Below are 24,391 nucleotides of genomic sequence, written 5' to 3' on the forward strand. Positions count from 1 at the left end.
AATTGGGGAGCTACGTAAGAACGGTTACACTCTCCCATCAATCGTAATGGGTTTGAGGAGTAATCATTTTCGTTTATAAAATAATTGGAGCTCTGGTCTCATGCAGAACCAAAGAATCCGTATCCGCCTTAAAGCGTTTGATCATCGTCTGATCGATCAATCAACCGCGGAAATCGTCGAGACTGCTAAGCGCACTGGTGCGCAAGTCCGTGGTCCGATCCCGCTGCCGACCCGCAAAGAGCGCTTTACCGTTCTGATCTCTCCGCACGTTAACAAAGACGCGCGTGATCAGTACGAAATCCGCACTCACAAGCGTCTGGTTGACATCGTTGAGCCAACTGAGAAAACCGTTGATGCTCTGATGCGTCTGGATCTGGCTGCCGGTGTAGACGTGCAGATCAGCCTGGGTTAATCAGGTCATCGAGCGATTGAGAGGTTGAAACAATGATTGGTTTAGTCGGTAAAAAAGTGGGTATGACCCGCATCTTCACTGAAGATGGCGTTTCTATCCCAGTAACCGTAATCGAAGTTGAAGCAAACCGCGTTACTCAGGTTAAAGATCTGGCTAACGATGGCTACCGCGCTATTCAGGTTACCACTGGTGCTAAAAAAGCTAACCGTGTAACCAAACCAGAAGCGGGTCACTTCGCTAAAGCTGGCGTAGAAGCTGGCCGTGGTCTGTGGGAATTCCGTCTTGCTGAAGGCGAAGAGTTCACCGTAGGTCAGGACATTAGCGTTGAGCTGTTTGCTGACGTTAAAAAAGTTGACGTAACCGGTACCTCTAAAGGTAAAGGTTTTGCTGGTACCGTTAAGCGCTGGAACTTCCGTACCCAGGACGCTACCCACGGTAACTCCTTGTCTCACCGCGTTCCGGGTTCTATCGGTCAGAACCAGACTCCGGGCAAAGTGTTCAAAGGCAAGAAAATGGCAGGTCAGCTGGGTAACGAACGTGTAACCGTTCAGAGCCTGGACGTAGTACGTGTTGACGCTGAGCGCAACCTGCTGCTGGTTAAAGGTGCGGTCCCGGGTGCAACCGGTAGCGACCTGATCGTTAAACCAGCTGTGAAGGCGTAAGGGGATAGCAATGGAATTAGTATTGAAAGACGCGCAGAGCGCGCTGACTGTTTCCGAAACTACCTTCGGTCGTGATTTCAACGAAGCGCTGGTTCACCAGGTTGTTGTTGCTTATGCAGCTGGTGCTCGTCAGGGTACTCGTGCTCAGAAGACTCGTGCTGAAGTAACTGGTTCTGGCAAAAAGCCATGGCGCCAGAAAGGTACCGGCCGTGCGCGTTCAGGTTCTATCAAGAGCCCGATCTGGCGTTCAGGTGGCGTGACCTTCGCTGCGCGTCCACAGGACCACAGTCAAAAAGTTAACAAAAAGATGTACCGCGGCGCGCTGAAAAGCATCCTGTCCGAACTGGTACGTCAGGATCGTCTGATCGTTGTCGAGAAGTTCTCTGTAGAAGCGCCTAAAACTAAGCTGCTGGCACAGAAACTGAAAGACATGGCTCTGGAAGATGTGCTGATCATCACCGGTGAGCTGGACGAGAACCTGTTCCTGGCCGCACGTAACCTGCACAAGGTTGACGTACGCGATGCGACTGGTATCGACCCGGTTAGCCTGATCGCCTTCGACAAAGTCGTAATGACTGCTGATGCTGTTAAGCAAGTTGAGGAGATGCTGGCATGATTCGTGAAGAACGTCTGCTGAAGGTGCTTCGCGCACCGCACGTTTCTGAAAAAGCGTCTACTGCGATGGAAAAAACAAACACCATCGTTCTCAAAGTTGCTAAAGACGCGACCAAAGCAGAGATCAAAGCTGCTGTGCAGAAACTGTTTGAAGTCGAAGTCGAAGTCGTTAACACCCTGGTTGTTAAAGGGAAAGTTAAACGTCACGGACAGCGTATCGGTCGTCGTAGCGACTGGAAAAAAGCTTACGTCACCCTGAAAGAAGGCCAGAACCTGGACTTCGTTGGCGGCGCTGAGTAAGTCGGAGGAGTAATACAATGGCAGTTGTTAAATGTAAACCGACATCTCCGGGTCGTCGCCACGTAGTTAAAGTGGTTAACCCTGAGCTGCACAAGGGCAAACCTTTTGCTCCGTTGCTGGAAAAAAACAGCAAATCCGGTGGTCGTAACAACAATGGCCGTATCACCACTCGTCACATCGGTGGTGGCCACAAGCAGGCTTATCGTATTGTTGACTTCAAACGCAACAAAGACGGTATCCCAGCAGTTGTTGAACGTCTTGAGTACGATCCGAACCGTTCCGCGAACATCGCGCTGGTTCTGTACAAAGATGGCGAACGCCGTTACATCCTGGCCCCTAAAGGCCTGAAAGCTGGCGACCAGATTCAGTCTGGCGTTGATGCTGCAATCAAAGCAGGTAACACCCTGCCGATGCGCAATATCCCGGTTGGTTCTACCGTTCATAACGTAGAAATGAAACCAGGTAAAGGCGGTCAGCTGGCGCGTTCCGCGGGTACTTACGTTCAGATCGTTGCGCGCGACGGTGCTTATGTCACCCTGCGTCTGCGTTCTGGTGAAATGCGTAAAGTCGAAGCAGACTGCCGCGCTACTCTGGGCGAAGTTGGCAATGCTGAGCATATGCTGCGCGTTCTGGGTAAAGCAGGTGCTGCACGCTGGCGTGGTGTTCGTCCTACCGTTCGCGGTACTGCGATGAACCCAGTCGACCACCCACATGGTGGTGGTGAAGGTCGTAACTTTGGTAAGCACCCGGTAACTCCGTGGGGCGTTCAGACCAAAGGTAAGAAGACCCGCAGCAACAAGCGTACTGATAAATTTATCGTACGTCGCCGTAGCAAATAATTTTAGAGGATAAGCCATGCCACGTTCTCTCAAGAAAGGTCCTTTTATTGACCTGCACTTGCTGAAGAAGGTAGAGAAAGCGGTGGAAAGCGGAGACAAGAAGCCCCTGCGCACTTGGTCCCGTCGTTCAACGATCTTTCCTAACATGATCGGTTTGACCATCGCTGTCCATAATGGTCGTCAGCACGTTCCAGTCTTTGTTACCGACGAAATGGTTGGTCACAAACTGGGTGAATTCGCACCGACTCGTACTTATCGCGGCCACGCTGCTGATAAAAAAGCGAAGAAGAAATAAGGTAGGAGGAAGAGATGGAAACTTTAGCTCAACATCGCCATGCTCGTTCTTCTGCACAGAAGGTTCGCCTTGTTGCTGACCTGATTCGCGGTAAGAAAGTGTCGCAGGCCCTGGACATCCTGACCTATACCAACAAGAAAGCTGCGGTATTGGTCAAGAAAGTACTGGAATCTGCCATTGCTAACGCTGAACACAACGATGGCGCTGACATCGACGATCTGAAAGTCGCGAAAATTTTCGTAGATGAAGGCCCAAGCATGAAGCGCATTATGCCGCGTGCGAAAGGTCGTGCAGATCGCATCCTGAAGCGCACCAGCCACATTACTGTGGTTGTGTCCGATCGCTGAGACTCTGGAGACTAGCAATGGGTCAGAAAGTACATCCTAATGGTATTCGCCTGGGTATTGTAAAACCATGGAACTCTACCTGGTTTGCGAACACCAAAGAATTCGCTGACAACCTGGACAGCGATTTTAAAGTACGTCAGTACCTGACTAAGGAACTGGCTAAAGCGTCTGTATCTCGTATCGTTATCGAGCGTCCAGCTAAGAGCATCCGTGTGACTATTCACACTGCTCGTCCTGGCATCGTTATCGGTAAGAAAGGCGAAGACGTAGAAAAACTGCGCAAGGTCGTAGCGGATATCGCTGGCGTTCCTGCACAGATCAATATCGCTGAAGTTCGTAAGCCTGAACTGGACGCTAAATTGGTTGCTGACAGCATCACTTCTCAGCTGGAACGTCGTGTTATGTTCCGTCGTGCTATGAAGCGTGCTGTACAGAACGCAATGCGTCTGGGCGCTAAGGGTATCAAAGTTGAAGTTAGCGGCCGTCTGGGCGGCGCGGAAATCGCACGTACCGAATGGTACCGTGAAGGTCGCGTTCCGCTGCACACTCTGCGTGCTGACATCGACTACAACACCTCTGAAGCGCACACCACTTACGGTGTAATCGGCGTTAAGGTATGGATCTTCAAAGGTGAGATCCTGGGTGGTATGGCTGCTGTTGAACAACCGGAAAAACCGGCTGCTCAACCTAAAAAGCAGCAGCGTAAAGGCCGTAAATAAGGAGCGTCGCTGATGTTACAACCAAAGCGTACAAAATTCCGTAAAGTGCACAAAGGCCGCAACCGTGGTCTGGCGCAGGGTACGGATGTTAGCTTCGGCACTTTCGGTCTGAAAGCTGTTGGCCGTGGTCGTCTGACTGCACGTCAGATCGAAGCAGCACGTCGTGCAATGACCCGTGCAGTTAAGCGTCAAGGTAAGATCTGGATCCGTGTATTCCCGGACAAACCGATCACCGAGAAGCCGCTGGAAGTTCGTATGGGTAAAGGTAAAGGTAACGTGGAGTACTGGGTTGCCTTGATCCAACCGGGCAAAGTCCTTTATGAAATGGACGGTGTTCCGGAAGAGCTGGCCCGTGAAGCCTTCGGCCTGGCAGCAGCGAAACTGCCTATCAAAACCACCTTTGTAACTAAGACGGTGATGTAATGAAAGCAAAAGAGCTGCGTGAAAAAAGCGTTGAAGAGCTGAACGCTGAGCTGCTGAACCTGCTGCGTGAGCAGTTCAACCTGCGTATGCAGGCTGCAAGTGGCCAGCTGCAACAGACTCACCTGCTGAAGCAAGTGCGTCGCAATGTTGCACGCGTTAAGACTTTACTGACTCAGAAGGCGGGTGCGTAATGACCGATAAAATCCGTACTCTGCAAGGTCGTGTTGTTAGCGACAAAATGGAGAAATCCATTGTTGTAGCTATCGAACGTATTGTGAAACACCCGATCTACGGTAAATTCATCAAGCGTACGACCAAACTGCACGTACATGACGAGAACAACGAATGTGGTATCGGCGACAAGGTTGAAATCCGTGAATGCCGTCCACTGTCCAAGACTAAGTCCTGGACGCTGGTTCGCGTTGTAGAGAAAGCGGTTCTGTAATACAGTACGCATTCTCAATACGAATAAACGGCTCAGCGATGAGCCGTTTATTTTTTCTACCCATATTGTAGAAGCGGTGTTATAATGCCGCGCCCTCGATATGGGGCTTTTTAACGGCTCTGATTTTAGAGTCTCAGGTAGTAGTTGACATTAGCGGAGCACTAAAATGATCCAAGAACAGACTATGCTGAACGTCGCCGACAACTCCGGTGCACGTCGCGTAATGTGTATCAAGGTTCTGGGTGGCTCGCACCGTCGCTACGCAGGCGTAGGCGACATCATCAAGATCACCATCAAAGAAGCAATTCCACGTGGTAAGGTCAAAAAAGGTGATGTGCTGAAAGCGGTAGTGGTGCGCACCAAGAAGGGTGTTCGTCGCCCTGACGGTTCTGTCATTCGCTTCGATGGTAATGCATGCGTTATTTTGAACAATAACAGCGAGCAGCCTATCGGCACGCGTATCTTTGGGCCGGTAACTCGTGAACTTCGTACTGAGAAGTTCATGAAAATTATCTCTCTGGCACCAGAAGTACTCTAAGGAGCGAATCATGGCAGCGAAAATCCGTCGTGATGACGAAGTTATCGTGTTAACCGGTAAAGATAAAGGTAAACGCGGTAAAGTAAAAAATGTTCTGTCTTCCGGCAAACTCGTCGTTGAAGGTATCAACCTGGTTAAGAAACATCAGAAGCCGGTTCCGGCCCTGAACCAACCAGGTGGCATCGTTGAAAAAGAAGCTGCTATTCAGGTTTCTAACGTTGCAATCTTCAATGCGGCTACCGGCAAGGCTGACCGTGTAGGCTTTAGATTCGAAGACGGCAAAAAAGTCCGTTTCTTCAAGTCTAACAGCGAAACTATCAAGTAATTTGGAGTAGTACGATGGCGAAACTGCATGATTACTACAAAGACGAAGTAGTTAACAAACTCATGACTGAGTTTAACTACAATTCTGTCATGCAAGTCCCTCGGGTCGAGAAGATCACCCTGAACATGGGTGTTGGTGAAGCGATCGCTGACAAGAAACTGCTGGATAACGCAGCAGCTGACCTGACAGCAATCTCCGGTCAAAAACCGCTGATCACCAAAGCACGCAAATCTGTTGCAGGCTTCAAAATCCGTCAGGGCTATCCGATCGGCTGTAAAGTAACTCTGCGTGGCGAACGCATGTGGGAGTTCTTTGAGCGCCTGATCACTATTGCTGTTCCACGTATCCGTGACTTCCGTGGCTTGTCCGCTAAGTCTTTCGACGGTCGTGGTAACTACAGCATGGGTGTCCGTGAGCAGATCATCTTCCCAGAAATCGACTACGATAAAGTCGACCGCGTGCGTGGTTTGGATATTACCATTACCACTACTGCGAAATCTGACGAAGAAGGCCGTGCTCTGCTGGCTGCCTTTGACTTCCCGTTCCGCAAGTAAGGTAGGGTTACTGAATGGCTAAGCAATCAATGAAAGCACGCGAAGTAAAGCGCGTAGCTTTAGCTGATAAATTCTTCGCTAAACGCGCTGAACTGAAAGCGATCATTTCTGATGTGAACGCTTCCGACGAAGATCGTTGGAATGCGGTTCTCAAGCTGCAGTCTCTGCCGCGTGATTCCAGCCCGTCTCGTCAGCGTAACCGCTGTCGTCAAACAGGTCGTCCACATGGTTATGTGGGCAAGTTTGGGTTGAGCCGTATCAAACTGCGTGAAGCCGCCATGCGCGGTGAAGTGCCAGGCTTGAAAAAGGCTAGCTGGTAATTACCAATTGAATCACGGGAGTAAAGACAGATGAGCATGCAAGATCCGATCGCGGATATGCTGACCCGTATCCGTAACGGTCAGGCCGCGAACAAAGTTGCGGTCACCATGCCTTCCGCCAAGCTGAAAGTGGCAATTGCCAACGTGCTGAAGGAAGAAGGTTTTATCGAAGATTTTAAAGTTGAAGGCGACACCAAGCCGGAACTGGAACTTACTCTCAAGTATTTCCAGGGTAAAGCTGTTGTAGAAAGCATTCAGCGTGTCAGCCGCCCAGGCCTGCGCATCTATAAGAAAAAAGATGAGCTGCCAAAAGTTATGGCTGGTCTTGGTATCGCAGTTGTTTCTACCTCTAAAGGTGTTATGACTGATCGTGCAGCGCGCCAGGCTGGTCTTGGTGGCGAAATTATCTGCTACGTAGCCTAATCGGAGGAAAGAATGTCTCGTGTTGCTAAAGCACCGGTCGTCATTCCTGCCGGCGTTGATGTTAAAATCGACGGTCAGGTTATTACGATCAAAGGTAAAAACGGCGAGCTGACTCGTACCCTCAACAAAGCTGTTGAAGTTAAACATGCAGATAACGCTCTGACCTTCGGTCCACGTGATGGTTTCGTGGATGGATGGGCTCAGGCTGGTACCGCGCGTGCCCTGCTGAACTCAATGGTTGTTGGTGTTACCGAAGGCTTCACTAAAAAGCTTCAGCTGGTTGGTGTAGGTTATCGTGCAGCGATCAAAGGGAATGCAGTAGGCCTGTCTCTGGGCTTCTCACACCCTGTTGAGCATCCGCTGCCGGCCGGTATCACTGCAGAATGTCCGACTCAAACTGAAATCGTGCTGAAAGGCGCTGATAAACAGCTGATCGGTCAGGTTGCAGCAGATCTGCGCGCCTACCGTCGTCCTGAGCCTTACAAAGGCAAGGGTGTTCGTTACGCCGACGAAGTCGTGCGTACCAAAGAGGCTAAGAAGAAGTAAGGTAACACTATGGATAAGAAATCTGCTCGTATCCGTCGTGCGACCCGCGCACGCCGCAAGCTCAAAGAGCTGGGTGCAACTCGCCTGGTGGTACATCGTACCCCGCGTCATATTTACGCACAGGTAATTGCACCGAACGGTTCTGAAGTTCTGGTAGCTGCTTCTACTGTAGAAAAAGCTATCTCAGAACAATTGAAGTACACCGGTAACAAAGACGCCGCTGCAGCTGTAGGTAAAGCTGTTGCTGAACGCGCTCTGGAAAAAGGCATCAGCAATGTTTCCTTTGACCGTTCCGGGTTCCAATATCATGGTCGTGTCCAGGCACTGGCAGATGCTGCCCGTGAAGCTGGCCTTCAGTTCTAAGGTAGAGGTGTAAGATGGCTCACATCGAAAAACAGGCTGGCGAACTGCAGGAAAAGCTGATCGCGGTAAACCGCGTATCTAAAACCGTTAAAGGTGGTCGTATTTTCTCCTTCACAGCTCTGACTGTAGTAGGCGATGGTAACGGTCGCGTTGGTTTTGGTTACGGTAAAGCGCGTGAAGTTCCAGCAGCGATCCAGAAAGCGATGGAAAAAGCCCGTCGCAATATGATTAACGTCGCGCTGAACAACGGCACCCTGCAACACCCTGTTAAAGGTGTTCACACGGGTTCTCGTGTATTCATGCAGCCAGCTTCAGAAGGTACCGGTATCATCGCCGGTGGTGCAATGCGCGCCGTTCTGGAAGTTGCTGGGGTTCATAACGTTCTGGCCAAAGCATATGGTTCCACCAACCCGATTAACGTGGTTCGTGCAACTATTGATGGCCTGGAAAATATGAATTCTCCAGAAATGGTCGCTGCCAAGCGTGGTAAATCCGTTGAAGAAATTCTGGGGTAATTGACCATGGCAAAGACTATTAAAATCACTCAAACCCGCAGTGCAATCGGTCGTCTGCCGAAACACAAGGCAACGCTGCTTGGCCTGGGTCTGCGTCGTATTGGTCATACCGTTGAGCGCGAGGATACTCCTGCTGTTCGTGGTATGGTCAACGCGGTTTACTTCATGGTTAAAGTTGAGGAGTAAGAGATGCGTTTAAATACTCTGTCTCCGGCCGAAGGCTCTAAAAAGGCGGGTAAACGCCTGGGTCGTGGTATCGGTTCTGGCCTCGGCAAAACCGGTGGTCGTGGTCACAAAGGTCAGAACTCTCGTTCTGGCGGTGGCGTACGTCGCGGTTTCGAGGGTGGCCAGATGCCACTGTACCGTCGTCTGCCGAAGTTCGGCTTCACCTCTCGCAAAGCAGCGATCACAGCGGAAATCCGTCTGTCTGACCTGGCGAAAGTTGAAGGCGGCGTTGTAGACCTGAACACGCTGAAAGCAGCAAACATTATCGGTATTCAGATCGAGTTCGCGAAAGTGATCCTGTCTGGTGAAGTTTCTACTCCGGTAACTGTTCGTGGCCTGCGTGTTACTAAAGGTGCTCGTGCTGCTATCGAAGCTGCTGGCGGTAAAATTGAGGAATAAGTAGCAGATGGCTAAGCAACCGGGATTAGATTTTCAAAGTGCCAAAGGTGGATTTGGCGAGCTGAAACGCAGACTGCTGTTTGTTATCGGCGCGCTGATTGTGTTCCGTATTGGCTCTTTTATTCCGATCCCTGGTATCGATGCCGCTGTACTTGCCAAACTGCTTGAGCAACAGCGAGGCACCATCATTGAAATGTTCAACATGTTCTCTGGTGGTGCTCTCAGCCGTGCTTCTATCTTCGCTCTGGGTATCATGCCGTATATTTCGGCATCGATTATTATCCAGCTGCTGACGGTCGTTCATCCGGCCCTGGCAGAATTGAAGAAAGAAGGGGAGTCTGGACGTCGTAAGATTAGTCAGTACACCCGTTACGGTACTCTGGTGCTGGCAATATTCCAGTCGATCGGTATTGCTACCGGTCTGCCGAATATGCCTGGTATGCAGGGCCTGGTATTAAACCCAGGCTTTGCATTCTATTTCACCGCTGTTGTTAGTCTGGTCACAGGGACGATGTTCCTGATGTGGCTCGGCGAACAGATTACTGAGCGTGGTATCGGTAACGGTATCTCAATCATTATCTTCGCCGGTATTGTTGCGGGTCTTCCGCCAGCCATCGCCCACACTATCGAGCAAGCGCGTCAAGGCGACCTGCACTTCCTCCTGTTGCTGTTGGTTGCAGTATTAGTATTTGCAGTGACGTTCTTTGTTGTCTTCGTTGAACGTGGTCAACGCCGCATTGTGGTGAACTACGCGAAACGTCAGCAAGGTCGTCGTGTCTATGCTGCACAGAGCACACATTTACCGCTGAAAGTGAATATGGCGGGGGTAATCCCGGCAATCTTCGCTTCCAGTATTATTCTGTTCCCGGCAACCATCGCGTCATGGTTCGGGGGCGGTACTGGTTGGAACTGGCTGACAACAATTTCGCTGTATTTGCAGCCTGGGCAACCACTTTATGTGTTACTCTATGCGTCTGCGATCATCTTCTTCTGTTTCTTCTACACGGCGTTGGTCTTCAACCCGCGTGAAACAGCAGATAACCTGAAGAAGTCCGGTGCATTTGTACCAGGAATTCGTCCGGGAGAGCAAACGGCGAAGTATATCGATAAAGTAATGACCCGCCTGACTTTGGTTGGTGCGCTTTATATTACTTTTATCTGCCTGATCCCGGAGTTCATGCGTGATGCAATGAAAGTACCGTTCTACTTCGGTGGGACCTCACTGCTTATCGTTGTTGTCGTGATTATGGACTTTATGGCTCAAGTGCAAACTCTGATGATGTCCAGTCAGTATGAGTCTGCATTGAAGAAGGCGAACCTGAAAGGCTACGGCCGCTAATTGGTCGCCTGAGAAGTTACGGAGAGTAAAAATGAAAGTTCGTGCTTCCGTCAAGAAATTATGCCGTAACTGCAAAATCGTTAAGCGTGATGGTGTCATCCGTGTGATTTGCAGTGCCGAGCCGAAGCATAAACAGCGCCAAGGCTGATTATTTCGCATATTTTTCTTGCAAAGTTGGGTTGAGCTGGCTAGATTAGCCAGCCAATCTTTTGTATGTCTGTACGTTTCCATTTGAGTATCCTGAAAACGGGCTTTTCAGCATGGTGCGTACATATTAAATAGTAGGAGTGCATAGTGGCCCGTATAGCAGGCATTAACATTCCTGATCAGAAACATGCTGTGATCGCATTAACTTCGATCTACGGCGTCGGCAAGACCCGTTCTAAAGCCATTCTGGCTGCAGCGGGTATCGCTGAAGATGTTAAGATCAGTGAGCTGTCTGAAGAACAAATCGACACGCTGCGTGACGAAGTTGCCAAATTTGTCGTTGAAGGTGATCTGCGCCGTGAAATCAGCATGAGCATCAAGCGCCTGATGGATCTTGGTTGCTATCGCGGTTTGCGTCATCGTCGTGGTCTGCCAGTGCGCGGTCAGCGTACTAAGACCAACGCACGTACCCGTAAGGGTCCGCGCAAACCGATCAAGAAATAATCGGGGTGATTGAATAATGGCAAAGGCACCAGTTCGTGCACGTAAACGTGTAAGAAAACAAGTCTCTGACGGCGTGGCTCATATCCATGCTTCTTTCAACAACACCATCGTTACTATTACTGATCGTCAGGGTAACGCTTTGGGTTGGGCAACAGCCGGTGGTTCCGGTTTCCGTGGTTCTCGCAAATCCACTCCGTTCGCAGCTCAGGTTGCAGCAGAGCGTTGCGCTGAAGCCGTAAAAGAATACGGCATCAAGAATCTGGAAGTTATGGTTAAAGGTCCGGGTCCGGGTCGTGAATCTACTGTTCGCGCTCTGAACGCCGCTGGTTTCCGCATCACGAATATTACTGATGTGACTCCGATCCCTCATAACGGTTGTCGTCCGCCGAAAAAACGTCGCGTATAACGCTCGTTTTTTAGGTTAGTTGGAGATAGAAAATGGCAAGATATTTGGGTCCTAAGCTCAAGCTGAGCCGTCGTGAGGGCACCGACTTATTCCTTAAGTCTGGCGTTCGCGCGATCGATACCAAGTGTAAAATTGAACAAGCTCCTGGCCAGCACGGTGCGCGTAAACCGCGTCTGTCTGACTATGGTGTGCAGTTGCGTGAAAAGCAAAAAGTTCGCCGTATCTACGGTGTGCTGGAGCGTCAGTTCCGTAACTACTATAAAGAAGCAGCACGTCTGAAAGGCAACACAGGTGAAAACCTGCTGGCTCTGCTGGAAGGTCGTCTGGACAACGTTGTTTACCGTATGGGCTTCGGCGCGACTCGTGCTGAATCACGCCAGTTGGTTAGCCACAAAGCAATCATGGTAAACGGTCGTGTTGTTAACATCGCTTCTTATCAGGTTAAAGCGAATGACGTTGTTAGCATTCGTGAGAAAGCGAAAAAGCAATCTCGCGTGAAGGCCGCTCTGGAGCTGGCTGAGCAGCGTGAAAAGCCAACCTGGCTGGAAGTTGATGCTGGCAAGATGGAAGGTACGTTTAAGCGTCAGCCGGAACGTTCTGATCTGTCTGCGGACATTAACGAACACCTGATCGTCGAGCTTTACTCCAAGTAAAGCTTAGTACCAAAGAGAGGACACAATGCAGGGTTCTGTGACAGAGTTTCTAAAACCGCGCCTGGTAGATATCGAGCAAGTGAGTTCGACGCACGCCAAGGTGACCCTTGAGCCTTTAGAGCGTGGCTTTGGCCATACTCTGGGTAACGCACTGCGCCGTATTCTGCTCTCATCGATGCCGGGTTGCGCGGTGACCGAGGTTGAGATTGATGGTGTACTTCATGAGTACAGCACCAAAGAAGGCGTTCAGGAAGATATCCTTGAAATCCTGCTCAACCTGAAAGGGCTGGCGGTGAGAGTTCAGGGTAAAGATGAAGTTATTCTTACTCTGAATAAATCTGGCATTGGCCCTGTGACTGCAGCCGACATCACCCACGACGGTGATGTTGAAATCGTCAAGCCGCAGCACGTGATCTGCCACCTGACCGATGAGAACGCAGCTATTAGCATGCGTATCAAAGTTCAGCGCGGTCGTGGTTATGTGCCGGCTTCTGCCCGAATTCATTCGGAAGAAGATGAGCGCCCAATCGGCCGTCTGCTGGTCGACGCATGCTACAGCCCTGTAGAGCGTATTGCCTACAATGTTGAAGCAGCGCGTGTAGAACAGCGTACCGACCTGGACAAGCTGGTCATCGAAATGGAAACCAACGGCACAATCGATCCTGAAGAGGCGATTCGTCGTGCGGCAACCATCCTGGCAGAACAACTGGAAGCTTTCGTTGACTTACGTGATGTTCGTCAGCCGGAAGTGAAAGAAGAGAAACCAGAATTCGATCCGATCCTGCTGCGCCCTGTTGACGATCTCGAATTGACTGTCCGCTCTGCTAACTGCCTCAAGGCAGAAGCTATCCACTATATCGGTGATCTGGTACAGCGTACCGAGGTTGAGTTGCTGAAAACGCCGAACCTGGGTAAAAAATCTCTTACCGAGATTAAAGACGTGCTGGCTTCACGTGGTTTGTCTCTGGGCATGCGCCTGGAAAACTGGCCACCAGCAAGCATTGCTGACGAGTAACCGGATCACAGGTTAAGGTTTTACTGAGAAGGATAAGGTCATGCGCCATCGTAAGAGTGGTCGTCAACTGAACCGCAACAGCAGCCATCGCCAGGCTATGTTCCGCAACATGGCAGGTTCACTGGTTCGTCATGAAATCATCAAGACGACCCTGCCTAAAGCGAAAGAGCTGCGTCGCGTAGTTGAGCCGCTGATTACTCTTGCCAAGACTGACAGCGTTGCTAATCGTCGTCTGGCATTCGCCCGCACTCGTGATAACGAGATCGTGGCAAAACTGTTTAACGAACTGGGCCCGCGTTTCGCGAGCCGTGCCGGTGGTTACACTCGCATTCTGAAGTGTGGTTTCCGTGCAGGCGACAACGCGCCGATGGCTTACATCGAGCTGGTTGATCGTTCAGAGAAAGCAGAAGCTGCTGCAGAGTAATCTGCAGTAACGTAAAAAAACCCGCCTCGGCGGGTTTTTTTATATCCGCAGTATCCCCACTTCTCTACAATGTCTGTATTAATTCTGTTCATCCCCTGGAGCTGACGATGTGGTTGCTTGACCAGTGGGCAGAACGCCATATTCGCGATGCCCAAAATAAAGGTGATTTCGACGATCTCCCCGGAAGCGGCGAACCTCTTGTGCTGGAAGATGATTCGCATATTGCGCCTGAACTGCGGGCCGGATACCGTTTACTAAAAAACGCAGGCTGTCTTCCTCCTGAGCTTGAGCAGCGCAGAGAGGCCGTTGAACTTATCGATTTGCTAAAAGGTATTCGCCGGGACGATCCACGACATACTGAACTTAGCCGCAGGCTTGCCCTTGTCGAGCTCAAGTTACGTCAGGCCGGGTTGAGTACTGAATTTCTGCATGGCGAATACAGTGAAAGATTGATGCAGAAAATAAACGAGGAGTAGCGATGTACCGTATCGGTGAACTTGCAAAGCTCGCGAACGTAACGCCGGATACTATCCGATATTACGAAAAGCAGCAGATGATCGATCATGAAGTACGCACAGAAGGCGGGTTTCGGCTTTATACCGATAACGATCTACAGCGTTTAAGATTTATACGCTATGCGCGACAGCTTGGATTCACGCTGGACTCGATCCGCGAGTTATTATCGATCCGCATCGATCCTGAACATCATACCTGCCAGGAATCAAAAAGCATCGTGCAGGCCCGGCTTGATGAAGTTGAAGCCCGTATTCAGGAGCTGCAAACCATGCAACGTTCTCTGCAAAGGCTGAATGATGCCTGCTGTGGAACGGCCCATAGCAGTATTTATTGTTCAATTCTTGAAGCCCTTGAACAGGGGGCCAGTGGAGAAACGCGGGGATGTTGATTTTTAATCCACCCGGGTCTAGACTTCCGTCGTCATAAACCATGCTCAGGAGAAAAGATGAGCCACTATCAGCATACGAAGGGACAAATTAAAGACAATGCCATTGAGGCCTTACTTCACGACCCGCTTTTTCGACAGCGTGTTGAAAAGAATAAAAAAGGGAAGGGAAGTTATCTGCGTAAAAACAAACATGCAAAACGGGGTAACTGGGAGGCCAGTGGCAAGCAAGCGAATCGCTTATTTACCACTGGCCTTCCTGCTTTAATTTGCTGATTAAACGCGGTTGTTCTGCTCTTTTAACAGATCGCGGATTTCAGTAAGCAAGACTTCTTCTTTCGTTGGTGCTGGCGCAGCTGCTGGCTCTTCTTTTTTACGGTTGAGTCTGTTGATCAGCTTGATAGCCATGAAAATAGCAAACGCCACAATCACGAAATCAAATACGTTCTGAATAAATACGCCATAATGCATCACTACTGCCGGGATATCCCCCTGCGCTTCACGCAGCGTGAAGGCGAATTGTTTGAAATCAATGCCCCCGATGAGCAACCCTAAAGGCGGCATGATGATATCTGCAACTAATGATGAAACAATCTTGCCGAATGCCGCACCAATAATGACACCCACTGCCAAATCAACCACGTTCCCGCGCATCGCAAATTCGCGAAATTCTTTAATAAAACTCATTATGTTCTCCTTGTGCCAGCTGACGACTATAAGTTTAACAAATGATTAGCTATTTGCCATTCGGGATAATTAAACGTTATGAAAAATAAAAGGCACAGGAATTAAGCGGTTAAAGCGTGGGTGCTCGTATGCGAGCACCCGACTCATTAAAGGAAGAAGGGACTTGGCTGGAATAAACGTTCGACGTCGGTAATAAACTTTTTATCGGTAAGGAACATAATTACGTGATCGCCTTGTTCAATACGCAAATTATCATTGGCGATCATGACATCATTCCCACGCACGACAGCGCCGATTATGGTGCCTGGCGGCAGTTTAATTTCGTCGATGGCGCGGCCCACAACGCGTGACGTGGTTTCATCACCATGCGCCACCGCTTCAATGGCTTCAGCCACACCGCGGCGGAGCGATGAAACACCGACAATGTCCGCTTTACGTACATGGCTAAGCAGGGCAGAAATCGTTGCCTGCTGCGGTGAAATGGCAATATCAATAACGCTGCCCTGAACGAGATCAACATAAGCCTTACGCTGGATAAGCACCATGACCTTCTTTGCCCCCATACGCTTGGCGAGCATGGCAGACATAATATTCGCCTCGTCATCATTAGTGACGGCAATAAAAAGATCTACTTGATCAATATGTTCTTCTGCCAGCAGCTCCTGATCCGACGCATCGCCATAAAATACGATCGTATTTTGCAACTTCTCCGCCAGTTCAGAAGCACGCTGTTGATCGCGCTCGATCAATTTCACGCTATAGTCTTTTTCCAGCCTGCGCGCGAGACCCGCGCCGATATTGCCGCCGCCGACCAGCATAATACGTTTATAAGGCTTTTCGAGACGCTGTAGCTCACTCATCACCGCACGGATATGCTGAGAGGCAGCAATAAAGAAGACCTCATCGCCAGCTTCGACGATGGTAGAGCCTTGCGGGCGGATAGGTCTGTCGTGACGGAAAATAGCGGCGACGCGCGTATCAATATGGGGCATATGTTCGCGCATGGTGGACAACGCGTTGCCAATCAATGGCCCACCGTAATAAGCCTTAACTACAGCCAGACTGACTTTCCCTTCGGCAAAGTTCACCACCTGCAGTGCCCCTGGATATTCGATCAGGCGATAGATATTGTCGATAACCAGTTGTTCAGGCGCGATGAGATGATCGATTGGAACCGCTTCTGAATTAAACAGTTTCTCGGCATCGCGAACATAGTCCGGAGAGCGGATACGCGCGATTCGGTTTGGTGTGTTGAAAAGCGAATAGGCCACCTGACAAGCCACCATATTGGTTTCATCAGAACTGGTGACCGCAACCAGCATGTCGGCATCGTCAGCGCCAGCCTCGCGCAGAACGCGCGGATGCGAACCGTGACCCTGCACAACGCGAAGGTCAAACTTGTCCTGCAATACGCGCAGACGATCGCCGTTGGTATCAACAATAGTGATGTCATTGTTTTCGCCAACCAGGTTTTCTGCCAGCGTTCCACCAACCTGTCCTGCGCCCAGAATGATAATCTTCATATCTTGTGACCTGTTCTCAACATCACTCTTTGATTAGCTTAGCGTAAAAGAAGCCATCACCCTCTTCCGCACCCGGCAGGTTCTGCTGACCCGGGTTTTCAGGTGTTCCCGTATCACGCAGCGTAGCGTCCGGAGTGCGTTTAAGGAAGGCCGCGATTTGCTGGCTGTTTTCTTCCGGCAGCACGGAGCAGGTCGCGTAGACCAGCGTTCCACCAGGTTTTAGATGCGGCCAGATGGCGTCAAGAATATCCGATTGCAGTTGGGCAAGTTCCTTGATATCACGATCGCGGCGCAGCCACTTGATATCGGGGTGACGGCGAATAACACCGGTTGCAGAGCAAGGGGCATCCAGCAAAATACGATCGAATTGTGTTTCACCACACCATTCTGCGGGTTTGCGTCCATCGCCATGCTTAACCTGTGCCTTCATACCCAGACGCTTAAGGTTATCGTAGACGCGTGAAAGACGCTGCTCATCAACATCGACTGCCATCACGCTGGCCTGCGGAGCCACTTCCAGAATGTGCGTTGTTTTTCCGCCTGGTGCTGCGCACAAATCGAGGATCTGCTCGCCATTTTTCGGCTCAAGGAAAGTCATACAACCCTGAGCAGAGGCATCCTGTACGGTCACCCAGCCTTCATCAAAACCGGGTAAAGCATGTACCGGTGCAGGGGAAGCTAAACGCACGGCGTCAGGATAGGCATCATGTGTGAATCCACTCATTCCGGCCTCTTCGAGCAAGCTCAGCCAGGCATCGCGGATATGATGATTCCGGTTAACGCGCAGCCACATCGGTGGACGTTGATTATTGGCTTCGGCAATGTTTTGCCATTGTTGTGGATACGCCTTTTTAAGGCGATTCAGAAGCCAGTCCGGATGCAGGTAACGTGTTTCGCTTTGCGTAAATTCAGCCAGCAGCTCTTCCTGCTGTCGCTGGAACTGACGCAGTACACCGTTGATCAACCCTTTCAACTGAGGACGTTTAATCGCAACGGCACCTTCCACCGTCTCAGCCAGTGCGGCATGAGGGGGGATTCGGGTATGAAGAAGCTGATAAAAACCCACCATAATCAAATAATGTATGGTGCGCTGTTTGCCGGTCATTGGGCGTGACATCAGCTTATTAATGAGCCACTCAAGTTGAGAGAGAGTGCGCAGGACGCCAAAACAGAGCTCCTGAAGCAGGGCTTTGTCTTTATCAGATACTTTTTGTTGCAGGGGAGGCAGGACATTACTCAATGACTGACCCTGCTCGATGACCTGCTCAACGGCCTGCGCCGCCATACTGCGAAGATTTTGTTTTTTCATAACCGTAAAAATAAAAATGCCCGGAACACCGGGCTTTAAGCAAATATTGGGTCAGGCAAGGCGATTGCCCGGTATAAACCATTCGCGACGGGAATTTAACAGATCCTGTGCACTCATGGCTTTCTTACCGGCCGGTTGTAACGACTCAAGATTCAGGATCCCTTCTGCAGTCGCAACCTGGATTCCGTTCTTGCTGGCGTCGATAATCGTACCGGGTTCAGCTGCTGTGACGCTGTTAATCACTGACGCTTTCCAGACTTTCACGGGCTGCTCATCAATCATCAGCCAGCTCATTGGCCATGGATTGAAGGCGCGGATGCAGCGTTCAAGTTGAGCGGCGGAGAGAGACCAGTCGATCCGGGCTTCTTCTTTGCTCAGTTTTTCGGCGTAGGTGACGAGAGACTCATCCTGAACCTCAGGCTTCGCCGTATTGTCAGCAAGCTGCTGTAAGGTCTTAATGAGCCCTTCTGGGCCGAGATCTGCCAGCTTGTCATACAGCGTAGCGCTGGTATCTTCTGCCGTAATGGGACACGTCAACTTATACAGCATGTCGCCCGTGTCTAAACCTACATCCATCTTCATGATTGTCACGCCGGTTTCAGCATCACCCGCCCACAGGGAGCGCTGTATAGGTGCAGCACCACGCCAACGCGGGAGCAAGGAACCATGCACGTTGATACAGCCCAGGCGAGGCATATCAAGCACGGCTTTTGGCAGAATTAAACCATACGCCACCACCACCATTACGTCGGCATTCAGGTCAGCAACCAGCTGCTGGTTTTCCTGAGGGCGTAAGGAGGCGGGCTGGAAAACGGGTAGCCCATGCTCTTCTGCCAGCACCTTTACGGGGCTCGGCATCAGTTTTTTACCGCGACCTGCCGGGCGGTCCGGCTGGGTAAAGACGCCAACAACCTGGTGACCAGAAGATAACAGCGCGTCAAGATGACGCGCTGCAAAATCAGGGGTTCCCGCGAAGATAATACGTAGTGTTTTAGACACGATGATCCTTGTATCCGGGGGGACGTTATGCGCGAGAGCGCAAACGATCCAGTTTCTCTACTTTCTGACGAATACGCTGCTGTTTCAGCGGCGAGAGGTAATCGATAAACAGTTTACCGACCAGATGATCCATCTCATGCTGAATACAAATCGCCAGCAGGTCGTCTGCTTCCAGTTCGAACGGATTACCGTCACGATCCAGGGCGCGAATTTTCACTTTTTCGGCACGTGGCACCAAAGCGCGCTGTTCAGGAATGGACAAACAGCCTTCCTCGATACCCGTTTCGCCGCTCTTTTCAAGCAACTCAGGGTTAATCAGCACCAGACGCTCATCGCGATTTTCAGAAACGTCGATAACGATAATACGCTTGTGAATGTCTACCTGGGTCGCCGCCAGGCCAATGCCTTCTTCAGCGTACATGGTATCGAACATATCATCGACGATACGCTGAATTTCTGCATTCACTTCTTTAACCGGTTCAGCGACGATGCGAAGGCGCTCGTCCGGAATATGTAACACTTGCAAAACTGCCATAAATTTCCAGAGTCGTGTTCAGGAGTTGATAAGAATATTACTTCTATTCTAGACAAATCCCCGTTCGATTGACAGCATCAGTGACCAATCGCAATGATTGCGCAGGCCGCTTATGGCAGGGGGAAAGGATGACGTCTACCGAGATATGGTTACGGCTTATCCACACGGGTTCTCTGTGTGGTGATGGGATGCTGGAAGCCGCTGCACGGTTGCACAAGCAGACAAATATAGATGTTCCTGCTGTCATAGATGCCGGGCTGTCAGCAAAACAGGCTATCCGTTTCTTTGCCTTAGAGGAAAGTGAACTGGAGCTAAGCCTTAAGTGGCTTGAAATGCCGGGAAATCATTTGTTGACGGCAAACCATCCCTTTTATCCCCCTTTGCTGCGAACGATTCCCGATTATCCTGGGGCATTATGTGTAAAAGGTAACTTAGCGACACTTAATACTGTCCAACTGGCTGTGGTGGGGAGTCGGGCGCCGTCATGGTACGGTGAGCGGTGGGGGAAAATCCTGTGCGAACAGCTTTCACAAAGCGGTTTCACAATCACCAGTGGGTTGGCCTGCGGTATTGACGGTGTCGCCCATCACGCTGCGCTGTCCGCAAAAGGACGTAGCGTGGCCGTGCTGGGGAACGGCCTGTTTAGCGTTTATCCCCGTCGGCATCAGGCTCTGGCGATGCAGATTATTGAATCTGACGGGGCGATAGTGTCTGAGTTTCCTCTCTCGGCACAGCCCCGACCGGCAAACTTTCCGCGCCGTAATCGGATTATCAGCGGGTTAAGCCAGGGCGTCTTGGTCGTTGAAGCGGCAGTGCGAAGCGGCTCTCTGGTCACGGCCCGGTGCGCACTTGAGCAGGGGCGGGAGGTTTTCGCCTTGCCCGGTCCGATAGGTAACCCCGGCTGCGAAGGGCCACACTGGCTGATAAAGCAGGGCGCAACGCCGGTAACCGAGGTAGGGGATATTCTTGAAAATTTGCAACATGGGTTGCAATGGCTGCAGGAAGATCCCGAAAAGCGACATTATTCGTCAGATCAGGGAAAGGTGGCATTGCCATTTCCTAAGCTCCTGGCTAACGTAGGAGATGAGGTAACACCTGTTGACGTTGTCGCTGAACGTGCCGGCCAACCTGTGCCAGTAACGGTAGCACAGCTACTCGAACTGGAGTTAGCAGGGTGGATCGCAGCTGTACCCGGCGGCTATGTCCGATTAAGGAGGGCATGCCATGTTCGACGTACTGATGTATTTGTTTGAGACTTACATCCATAACGAAGCAGAAATGCGAGTGGATCAGGACAAATTGACACAGGATCTTACCGATGCGGGGTTTGAGCGGGAAGATATCTATAATGCGTTGATGTGGCTGGAAAAACTGGCTGATTATCAGGAAGGCCTCGCCGAACCGATGCAGCTTGCTTCTGACCCATTGTCAGTACGCATCTATACCGCTGAAGAGTGTGAAAGGCTGGATGCCAGCTGCCGGGGATTCATCTTATTCCTTGAGCAGATTCAGGTGCTAAACCTCGAAACGAGAGAAATGGTGATAGAGCGCGTCATGGCGCTGGATACGGCAGAATTTGAACTGGAAGATCTCAAATGGGTGATCCTGATGGTTCTGTTTAATATCCCGGGTTGTGAAAATGCCTATCAGCAAATGGAAGAATTACTCTTTGAAGTGAATGAAGGTATGCTGCATTAATTCAAATGTGCAGCACCAAGAGTTGTTATGGCCAAATCCGCACTATTTACGGTGCATAAAAACGAGCCCTGCCCGCAGTGCGGGGCTGAACTTGTTATTCGGTCCGGGAAACACGGTCCGTTTCTCGGTTGTTCACACTATCCGGAATGTGATTATGTCCGTCCTCTGAAAAGCCAGGCGGATGGACATATCGTCAAAATTCTGGAGGGGCAGTTATGTCCTGCCTGTGGTGGTGAATTAGCGTTGCGTCAGGGGCGGTTCGGTATGTTTATTGGCTGTAGCCGTTATCCGGAATGTGGGCATACAGAACAAATTGATAAGCCAGATGAAACGGCTATTGCCTGTCCTCAGTGCCAACGTGGTCAACTGGTACAGCGTCGTTCTCGTTTTGGTAAGACTTTCCATTCCTGCGATCGTTACCCTGACTGCCAGTTCGTTATCAATTTCAAACCGGTAGCGGGTATCTGCGTGCATTGCCATTATCCGCTACTCATCGAGAAGAAAACCGCGCAAGGCATTAAACGCTTCTGCGCCAGTAAACAATGTGGAAAGCCGGTTCCGGCGGATCAAAACAGTGAATAATAACCTGCCATCAGGTTCCATTGCGTATGCAGTGGACGTACTGAAAAAAGAAGAAGTCATCGCTTATCCAACTGAAGCTGTTTTTGGGGTCGGTTGCGATCCTGACAGTGAGACGGCCGTTGGCCGATTGCTGGCACTTAAGCAACGGCCTGTCGAAAAAGGGCTGATTTTAATCGCGGCCAATTATGAGCAGCTTAAACCTTACATTGATGATTCCATGCTTACCCCGGCCCAGCGTGAAGCCATCTTCTCCGTATGGCCTGGACCGGTGACCTTCGTTTTCCCGGCCCAGCCGACAACACCGCGCTGGTTAACCGGACGGTTTGATTCGCTGGCGGTGCGCGTCACTGACCATCCGCTGGTGGTTGAGCTTTGTCTGGCGTTTGGTAAACCACTGGTTTCAACCAGCGCGAATCTGACCGGGTTACCTCCGTGCCGGACAACCGAAGAAGTGCTGGCACAGTTCGGGAATGATTTTCCGGTTGCTGCCGGCGAGACGGGAGGGCGCCTGAATCCGTCCGAAATTCGCGACGCATTAACCGGTGAACGTTTTCGCCAGGGGTAATCTCATGGAAACTTATGCTGTTTTTGGTAACCCGATTGCACACAGTAAGTCACCCTTGATCCATCAGCAATTTGCGGAGCAGTTGCAGATAGATCACCCTTACGGTCGCGTGCTGGCACCGGTTGATGCATTTATCCCAACGCTCGAGGCGTTTTTCGCTGCGGGCGGCAAAGGGGCGAATGTGACGGTTCCCTTTAAAGAAGAGGCATTTGAACGTGCAGACGAACTGACCGAGCGTGCTTCACTTGCTGGTGCAGTAAATACCTTAAAACGGCTTGAGGATGGCCGCCTTCTGGGTGACAACACTGACGGGATTGGTTTACTGAGCGATCTGGAAAGACTTTCGTTTATCAAGCCTGGTTTCCGGGTTCTGCTGATTGGTGCGGGTGGTGCATCGCGGGGCGTGCTGTTGCCCCTGCTTTCACTGGACTGTGCAGTGACCATTACCAACAGAACCTTTTCCAGGGCAGAAGCGCTGGCGGCGTTGTTTGCCCATACCGGTAGCGTGAGCGCCATCGCGCTTGAGGATCTCGAAGACCGTGAATTTGATCTGGTCATCAATGCCACGTCCAGCGGCATTAATGGTGAGATCCCGGCAATCCCCGTTTCTCTTATCAACTCTCATATGTACTTCTATGACATGTTTTACCAGAAAGGGAAGACACCCTTCCTTATGTGGTGTGAAGAACATGGCGCGAAACAGTTAGCTGACGGGCTGGGGATGCTGGTGGGCCAGGCTGCGCATGCGGTGCTGCTCTGGCATGGTGTGTTACCTGCAGTCGAGCCGGTGATAGAAAAGTTAAAGCAGGAGCTTTCGGCGTGAATCAGGCTATTCACTTCCCGGACAGAGAGAGCTGGGATGAGGATAAACAAGCAGTCTGCTTCCCGGTGCTGGTGCAGGGGATGCAGCTTACCTGTGCCATTCATGGGGAAACGCTGCTACGTCGTTTTGGCGGTTCAGATCCTTTAGACATATTTTGTGAAAATCGCTGGGACCTTGAAGAAGAAGCCAGCGATTTAATCCGCGACCAGCAGGAAGACGATCAGGGCTGGGTCTGGTTAACCTGATCCAGATAGTCATTCTTCCATTTAACGTAGTTGTTCGCCGAGTATTTTAATCCTTCGATCTCTGCCTCCTTCAGGGGGCGGATCTGTTTTACAGGACTTCCCAGATAGAGATAGCCGCTCTCCAGCCGTTTGTTCTGCGGGACCAGGCTACCAGCACCAATCATTACGTCATCCTCTACTATGACGCCATCCAGCAAAATCGATCCCATGCCAACAAGTACGCGATTTCCTATAGTGCAGCCGTGAAGCATCACTTTATGGCCAACGGTGACATCCTCTCCAATAATGAGTGGATTACCTTCCGGGTTATAAGAGGATTTGTGCGTGACATGCAGAACGCTGCCGTCCTGAATATTGGTACGTGCGCCAATCGACACAGAGTTAACGTCTCCCCTGATGGCAACGAGTGGCCAGATACTGACATCATCAGCCAGTCGGACATCACCTACGACTACGCTGCTGGCATCGATCATCACGCGATCGCCTTGTTTGGGGAACAGATCTTTATAAGGACGTAATACAGTAGACATAACTACCTCTAAGGATGAGCGCTAGACAGAAGACTTTGATCATAATATGGGATCGAGGCAAGGCAAAATACGTCAATATTTAAGCAGATCGGGCGGGATTTCAGCGAAAAGCGCGGAAAATCAGCAGTTGGAAAAAAAGATCTAAAAAATACTTGTGCTAAAAAATGGGATCCCTATAATGCGCCTCCATCGACACGGCAGATGTGAATCACTTCACAGACAACCCGGTCGGTTGAAGAGA

The 24,391-nt window shown here is 50.7% G+C and carries 43 protein-coding genes; 37 read left to right on the forward strand and 6 right to left on the reverse strand.

Annotated elements, in window-relative coordinates:
• The first annotated feature begins 100 nt into the window (after positions 1-100).
• The 31 genes from rpsJ (at position 101) to ACOTXR_RS22980 (ending at position 14,930) form a co-directional block, all read left to right on the forward strand.
• The gene (gene rpsJ / locus ACOTXR_RS22830; protein WP_001181005.1) at positions 101-412 is read left to right on the forward strand and encodes a 30S ribosomal protein S10; all 312 of its coding nucleotides are present in this window, start codon (positions 101-103) and stop codon (positions 410-412) included.
• A gap of 32 nt (positions 413-444) precedes the next feature.
• A complete protein-coding gene (gene rplC, locus ACOTXR_RS22835) occupies positions 445-1,074 on the forward strand; it encodes a 50S ribosomal protein L3 (RefSeq protein ID WP_003863274.1) in 630 nt (209 codons plus the stop codon).
• A 10-nt stretch (positions 1,075-1,084) separates the two neighbouring features.
• Positions 1,085-1,690, forward strand: a complete 606-nt coding sequence (gene rplD, locus ACOTXR_RS22840; RefSeq protein WP_000424395.1) for a 50S ribosomal protein L4 — start codon at positions 1,085-1,087, stop codon at positions 1,688-1,690.
• Complete coding sequence (gene rplW, locus ACOTXR_RS22845; protein WP_000617546.1) at positions 1,687-1,989, forward strand: 50S ribosomal protein L23; 303 nt, start codon at positions 1,687-1,689, stop codon at positions 1,987-1,989. Before rplD ends, rplW begins: the two co-directional genes overlap by 4 nt.
• Before the next feature lie 17 nt (positions 1,990-2,006).
• A complete protein-coding gene (gene rplB, locus ACOTXR_RS22850; protein WP_000301859.1) occupies positions 2,007-2,828 on the forward strand; it encodes a 50S ribosomal protein L2 in 822 nt (273 codons plus the stop codon).
• A 16-nt stretch (positions 2,829-2,844) separates the two neighbouring features.
• Entirely contained in the window at positions 2,845-3,123 is a 279-nt protein-coding gene (gene rpsS, locus ACOTXR_RS22855; RefSeq protein ID WP_001138117.1) for a 30S ribosomal protein S19, read from the forward strand.
• A 14-nt stretch (positions 3,124-3,137) separates the two neighbouring features.
• Positions 3,138-3,470, forward strand: coding sequence for a 50S ribosomal protein L22 (gene rplV / locus ACOTXR_RS22860; protein WP_002919773.1), 333 nt, complete (start codon positions 3,138-3,140; stop codon positions 3,468-3,470).
• Between the two features lie 17 nt (positions 3,471-3,487).
• Positions 3,488-4,189 (forward strand): 30S ribosomal protein S3, encoded by a 702-nt coding sequence (gene rpsC, locus ACOTXR_RS22865; RefSeq protein ID WP_000529945.1) that lies wholly within the window; start codon positions 3,488-3,490, stop codon positions 4,187-4,189.
• Between the two features lie 12 nt (positions 4,190-4,201).
• Positions 4,202-4,612 (forward strand): 50S ribosomal protein L16, encoded by a 411-nt coding sequence (gene rplP / locus ACOTXR_RS22870; protein ID WP_002919759.1) that lies wholly within the window; start codon positions 4,202-4,204, stop codon positions 4,610-4,612.
• Positions 4,612-4,803, forward strand: a complete 192-nt coding sequence (rpmC, locus tag ACOTXR_RS22875) for a 50S ribosomal protein L29 (protein ID WP_003863282.1) — start codon at positions 4,612-4,614, stop codon at positions 4,801-4,803. The genes rplP and rpmC overlap by 1 nt, the downstream gene beginning before the upstream one ends.
• The gene (gene rpsQ, locus ACOTXR_RS22880) at positions 4,803-5,057 is read left to right on the forward strand and encodes a 30S ribosomal protein S17 (protein ID WP_008503489.1); all 255 of its coding nucleotides are present in this window, start codon (positions 4,803-4,805) and stop codon (positions 5,055-5,057) included. The genes rpmC and rpsQ overlap by 1 nt, the downstream gene beginning before the upstream one ends.
• Positions 5,058-5,223: 166 nt before the next feature.
• The gene (gene rplN, locus ACOTXR_RS22885) at positions 5,224-5,595 is read left to right on the forward strand and encodes a 50S ribosomal protein L14 (RefSeq protein ID WP_002919748.1); all 372 of its coding nucleotides are present in this window, start codon (positions 5,224-5,226) and stop codon (positions 5,593-5,595) included.
• 10 nt (positions 5,596-5,605) lie between these two features.
• Positions 5,606-5,920 carry a 50S ribosomal protein L24 gene (gene rplX / locus ACOTXR_RS22890; RefSeq protein WP_003863287.1) on the forward strand — a complete coding sequence of 105 codons (315 nt, stop codon included), beginning with the start codon at positions 5,606-5,608 and terminating at the stop codon, positions 5,918-5,920.
• Positions 5,921-5,934: 14 nt separating this feature from the next.
• The gene (rplE, locus tag ACOTXR_RS22895; protein WP_001096206.1) at positions 5,935-6,474 is read left to right on the forward strand and encodes a 50S ribosomal protein L5; all 540 of its coding nucleotides are present in this window, start codon (positions 5,935-5,937) and stop codon (positions 6,472-6,474) included.
• Positions 6,475-6,488: 14 nt separating this feature from the next.
• Positions 6,489-6,794 (forward strand): 30S ribosomal protein S14, encoded by a 306-nt coding sequence (gene rpsN, locus ACOTXR_RS22900; RefSeq protein WP_003863291.1) that lies wholly within the window; start codon positions 6,489-6,491, stop codon positions 6,792-6,794.
• Positions 6,795-6,824: 30 nt separating this feature from the next.
• Complete coding sequence (gene rpsH / locus ACOTXR_RS22905; RefSeq protein WP_006178918.1) at positions 6,825-7,217, forward strand: 30S ribosomal protein S8; 393 nt, start codon at positions 6,825-6,827, stop codon at positions 7,215-7,217.
• Between the two features lie 12 nt (positions 7,218-7,229).
• A complete protein-coding gene (gene rplF / locus ACOTXR_RS22910) occupies positions 7,230-7,763 on the forward strand; it encodes a 50S ribosomal protein L6 (protein ID WP_003863296.1) in 534 nt (177 codons plus the stop codon).
• Positions 7,764-7,772: 9 nt separating this feature from the next.
• Entirely contained in the window at positions 7,773-8,126 is a 354-nt protein-coding gene (gene rplR / locus ACOTXR_RS22915; RefSeq protein WP_003863297.1) for a 50S ribosomal protein L18, read from the forward strand.
• A 14-nt stretch (positions 8,127-8,140) separates the two neighbouring features.
• Complete coding sequence (gene rpsE / locus ACOTXR_RS22920; protein WP_003863299.1) at positions 8,141-8,641, forward strand: 30S ribosomal protein S5; 501 nt, start codon at positions 8,141-8,143, stop codon at positions 8,639-8,641.
• Between the two features lie 6 nt (positions 8,642-8,647).
• Positions 8,648-8,827 carry a 50S ribosomal protein L30 gene (gene rpmD / locus ACOTXR_RS22925; RefSeq protein WP_003863301.1) on the forward strand — a complete coding sequence of 60 codons (180 nt, stop codon included), beginning with the start codon at positions 8,648-8,650 and terminating at the stop codon, positions 8,825-8,827.
• A 3-nt stretch (positions 8,828-8,830) separates the two neighbouring features.
• On the forward strand, positions 8,831-9,265 hold the full coding sequence (gene rplO / locus ACOTXR_RS22930) for a 50S ribosomal protein L15 (RefSeq protein WP_014885468.1): 435 nt from the start codon (positions 8,831-8,833) through the stop codon (positions 9,263-9,265).
• A gap of 7 nt (positions 9,266-9,272) precedes the next feature.
• Positions 9,273-10,604 (forward strand): preprotein translocase subunit SecY, encoded by a 1,332-nt coding sequence (secY, locus tag ACOTXR_RS22935; protein ID WP_003863305.1) that lies wholly within the window; start codon positions 9,273-9,275, stop codon positions 10,602-10,604.
• 31 nt (positions 10,605-10,635) lie between these two features.
• Positions 10,636-10,752 (forward strand): 50S ribosomal protein L36, encoded by a 117-nt coding sequence (gene rpmJ, locus ACOTXR_RS22940; protein WP_000868187.1) that lies wholly within the window; start codon positions 10,636-10,638, stop codon positions 10,750-10,752.
• Between the two features lie 146 nt (positions 10,753-10,898).
• Positions 10,899-11,255 carry a 30S ribosomal protein S13 gene (gene rpsM / locus ACOTXR_RS22945; protein ID WP_003863308.1) on the forward strand — a complete coding sequence of 119 codons (357 nt, stop codon included), beginning with the start codon at positions 10,899-10,901 and terminating at the stop codon, positions 11,253-11,255.
• Between the two features lie 16 nt (positions 11,256-11,271).
• Complete coding sequence (rpsK, locus tag ACOTXR_RS22950; RefSeq protein WP_003863312.1) at positions 11,272-11,661, forward strand: 30S ribosomal protein S11; 390 nt, start codon at positions 11,272-11,274, stop codon at positions 11,659-11,661.
• 32 nt (positions 11,662-11,693) lie between these two features.
• The gene (rpsD, locus tag ACOTXR_RS22955) at positions 11,694-12,314 is read left to right on the forward strand and encodes a 30S ribosomal protein S4 (protein ID WP_003863314.1); all 621 of its coding nucleotides are present in this window, start codon (positions 11,694-11,696) and stop codon (positions 12,312-12,314) included.
• A gap of 25 nt (positions 12,315-12,339) precedes the next feature.
• Positions 12,340-13,329 carry a DNA-directed RNA polymerase subunit alpha gene (locus ACOTXR_RS22960; RefSeq protein ID WP_002919219.1) on the forward strand — a complete coding sequence of 330 codons (990 nt, stop codon included), beginning with the start codon at positions 12,340-12,342 and terminating at the stop codon, positions 13,327-13,329.
• A 40-nt stretch (positions 13,330-13,369) separates the two neighbouring features.
• Complete coding sequence (gene rplQ, locus ACOTXR_RS22965; protein ID WP_001216368.1) at positions 13,370-13,753, forward strand: 50S ribosomal protein L17; 384 nt, start codon at positions 13,370-13,372, stop codon at positions 13,751-13,753.
• Positions 13,754-13,860: 107 nt separating this feature from the next.
• Entirely contained in the window at positions 13,861-14,229 is a 369-nt protein-coding gene (locus ACOTXR_RS22970) for a DUF1992 domain-containing protein (protein ID WP_014885466.1), read from the forward strand.
• A gap of 2 nt (positions 14,230-14,231) precedes the next feature.
• Positions 14,232-14,657: a Zn(2+)-responsive transcriptional regulator gene (gene zntR, locus ACOTXR_RS22975; protein WP_014885465.1), complete on the forward strand. Its 426-nt coding sequence runs from the start codon at positions 14,232-14,234 to the stop codon at positions 14,655-14,657.
• Positions 14,658-14,714: 57 nt separating this feature from the next.
• Complete coding sequence (locus ACOTXR_RS22980; RefSeq protein ID WP_014885464.1) at positions 14,715-14,930, forward strand: alternative ribosome-rescue factor A; 216 nt, start codon at positions 14,715-14,717, stop codon at positions 14,928-14,930.
• Here the strand turns inward: ACOTXR_RS22980 and mscL are convergent, their stop codons facing one another.
• The 5 genes from mscL to def all read right to left on the reverse strand — a co-directional run bounded on the left by mscL (position 14,931) and on the right by def (position 19,707).
• The gene (gene mscL, locus ACOTXR_RS22985; protein WP_014833515.1) at positions 14,931-15,341 is read right to left on the reverse strand and encodes a large-conductance mechanosensitive channel protein MscL; all 411 of its coding nucleotides are present in this window, start codon (positions 15,339-15,341) and stop codon (positions 14,931-14,933) included.
• A gap of 146 nt (positions 15,342-15,487) precedes the next feature.
• On the reverse strand, positions 15,488-16,864 hold the full coding sequence (trkA, locus tag ACOTXR_RS22990) for a Trk system potassium transporter TrkA (RefSeq protein ID WP_014885463.1): 1,377 nt from the start codon (positions 16,862-16,864) through the stop codon (positions 15,488-15,490).
• A gap of 22 nt (positions 16,865-16,886) precedes the next feature.
• Complete coding sequence (rsmB, locus tag ACOTXR_RS22995; protein WP_058690799.1) at positions 16,887-18,173, reverse strand: 16S rRNA (cytosine(967)-C(5))-methyltransferase RsmB; 1,287 nt, start codon at positions 18,171-18,173, stop codon at positions 16,887-16,889.
• Between the two features lie 51 nt (positions 18,174-18,224).
• Positions 18,225-19,172 carry a methionyl-tRNA formyltransferase gene (gene fmt / locus ACOTXR_RS23000; protein WP_047028195.1) on the reverse strand — a complete coding sequence of 316 codons (948 nt, stop codon included), beginning with the start codon at positions 19,170-19,172 and terminating at the stop codon, positions 18,225-18,227.
• A 25-nt stretch (positions 19,173-19,197) separates the two neighbouring features.
• A complete protein-coding gene (def, locus tag ACOTXR_RS23005; RefSeq protein WP_006812188.1) occupies positions 19,198-19,707 on the reverse strand; it encodes a peptide deformylase in 510 nt (169 codons plus the stop codon).
• A gap of 128 nt (positions 19,708-19,835) precedes the next feature.
• On the opposite strand from def, the gene dprA reads away from it, so the two are divergent.
• The 6 genes from dprA to ACOTXR_RS23035 are packed head-to-tail and all read left to right on the forward strand — an operon-like array spanning position 19,836 to position 23,620.
• Entirely contained in the window at positions 19,836-20,960 is a 1,125-nt protein-coding gene (dprA, locus tag ACOTXR_RS23010) for a DNA-protecting protein DprA (RefSeq protein ID WP_014885460.1), read from the forward strand.
• A complete protein-coding gene (smg, locus tag ACOTXR_RS23015) occupies positions 20,932-21,405 on the forward strand; it encodes a DUF494 family protein Smg (RefSeq protein WP_008503477.1) in 474 nt (157 codons plus the stop codon). Before dprA ends, smg begins: the two co-directional genes overlap by 29 nt.
• Positions 21,406-21,432: 27 nt before the next feature.
• Positions 21,433-21,987 carry a type I DNA topoisomerase gene (locus ACOTXR_RS23020; RefSeq protein WP_014885459.1) on the forward strand — a complete coding sequence of 185 codons (555 nt, stop codon included), beginning with the start codon at positions 21,433-21,435 and terminating at the stop codon, positions 21,985-21,987.
• A complete protein-coding gene (tsaC, locus tag ACOTXR_RS23025) occupies positions 21,980-22,552 on the forward strand; it encodes an L-threonylcarbamoyladenylate synthase type 1 TsaC (protein ID WP_014885458.1) in 573 nt (190 codons plus the stop codon). The genes ACOTXR_RS23020 and tsaC overlap by 8 nt, the downstream gene beginning before the upstream one ends.
• A gap of 4 nt (positions 22,553-22,556) precedes the next feature.
• Positions 22,557-23,375: a shikimate dehydrogenase gene (gene aroE, locus ACOTXR_RS23030; protein WP_014885457.1), complete on the forward strand. Its 819-nt coding sequence runs from the start codon at positions 22,557-22,559 to the stop codon at positions 23,373-23,375.
• Positions 23,372-23,620, forward strand: coding sequence for a DUF1488 domain-containing protein (locus ACOTXR_RS23035; RefSeq protein WP_014885456.1), 249 nt, complete (start codon positions 23,372-23,374; stop codon positions 23,618-23,620). Before aroE ends, ACOTXR_RS23035 begins: the two co-directional genes overlap by 4 nt.
• Here ACOTXR_RS23035 and ACOTXR_RS23040 read toward each other — a convergent pair.
• Positions 23,596-24,150, reverse strand: a complete 555-nt coding sequence (locus ACOTXR_RS23040; RefSeq protein ID WP_014885455.1) for a gamma carbonic anhydrase family protein — start codon at positions 24,148-24,150, stop codon at positions 23,596-23,598. The genes ACOTXR_RS23035 and ACOTXR_RS23040 overlap by 25 nt on opposite strands.
• Positions 24,151-24,391: the final 241 nt, after the last annotated feature.

This window comes from Enterobacter cloacae complex sp. IR53030 (genome assembly GCF_049238365.1).
Taxonomy (GTDB): Bacteria; Pseudomonadota; Gammaproteobacteria; order Enterobacterales; family Enterobacteriaceae; genus Enterobacter; species Enterobacter kobei.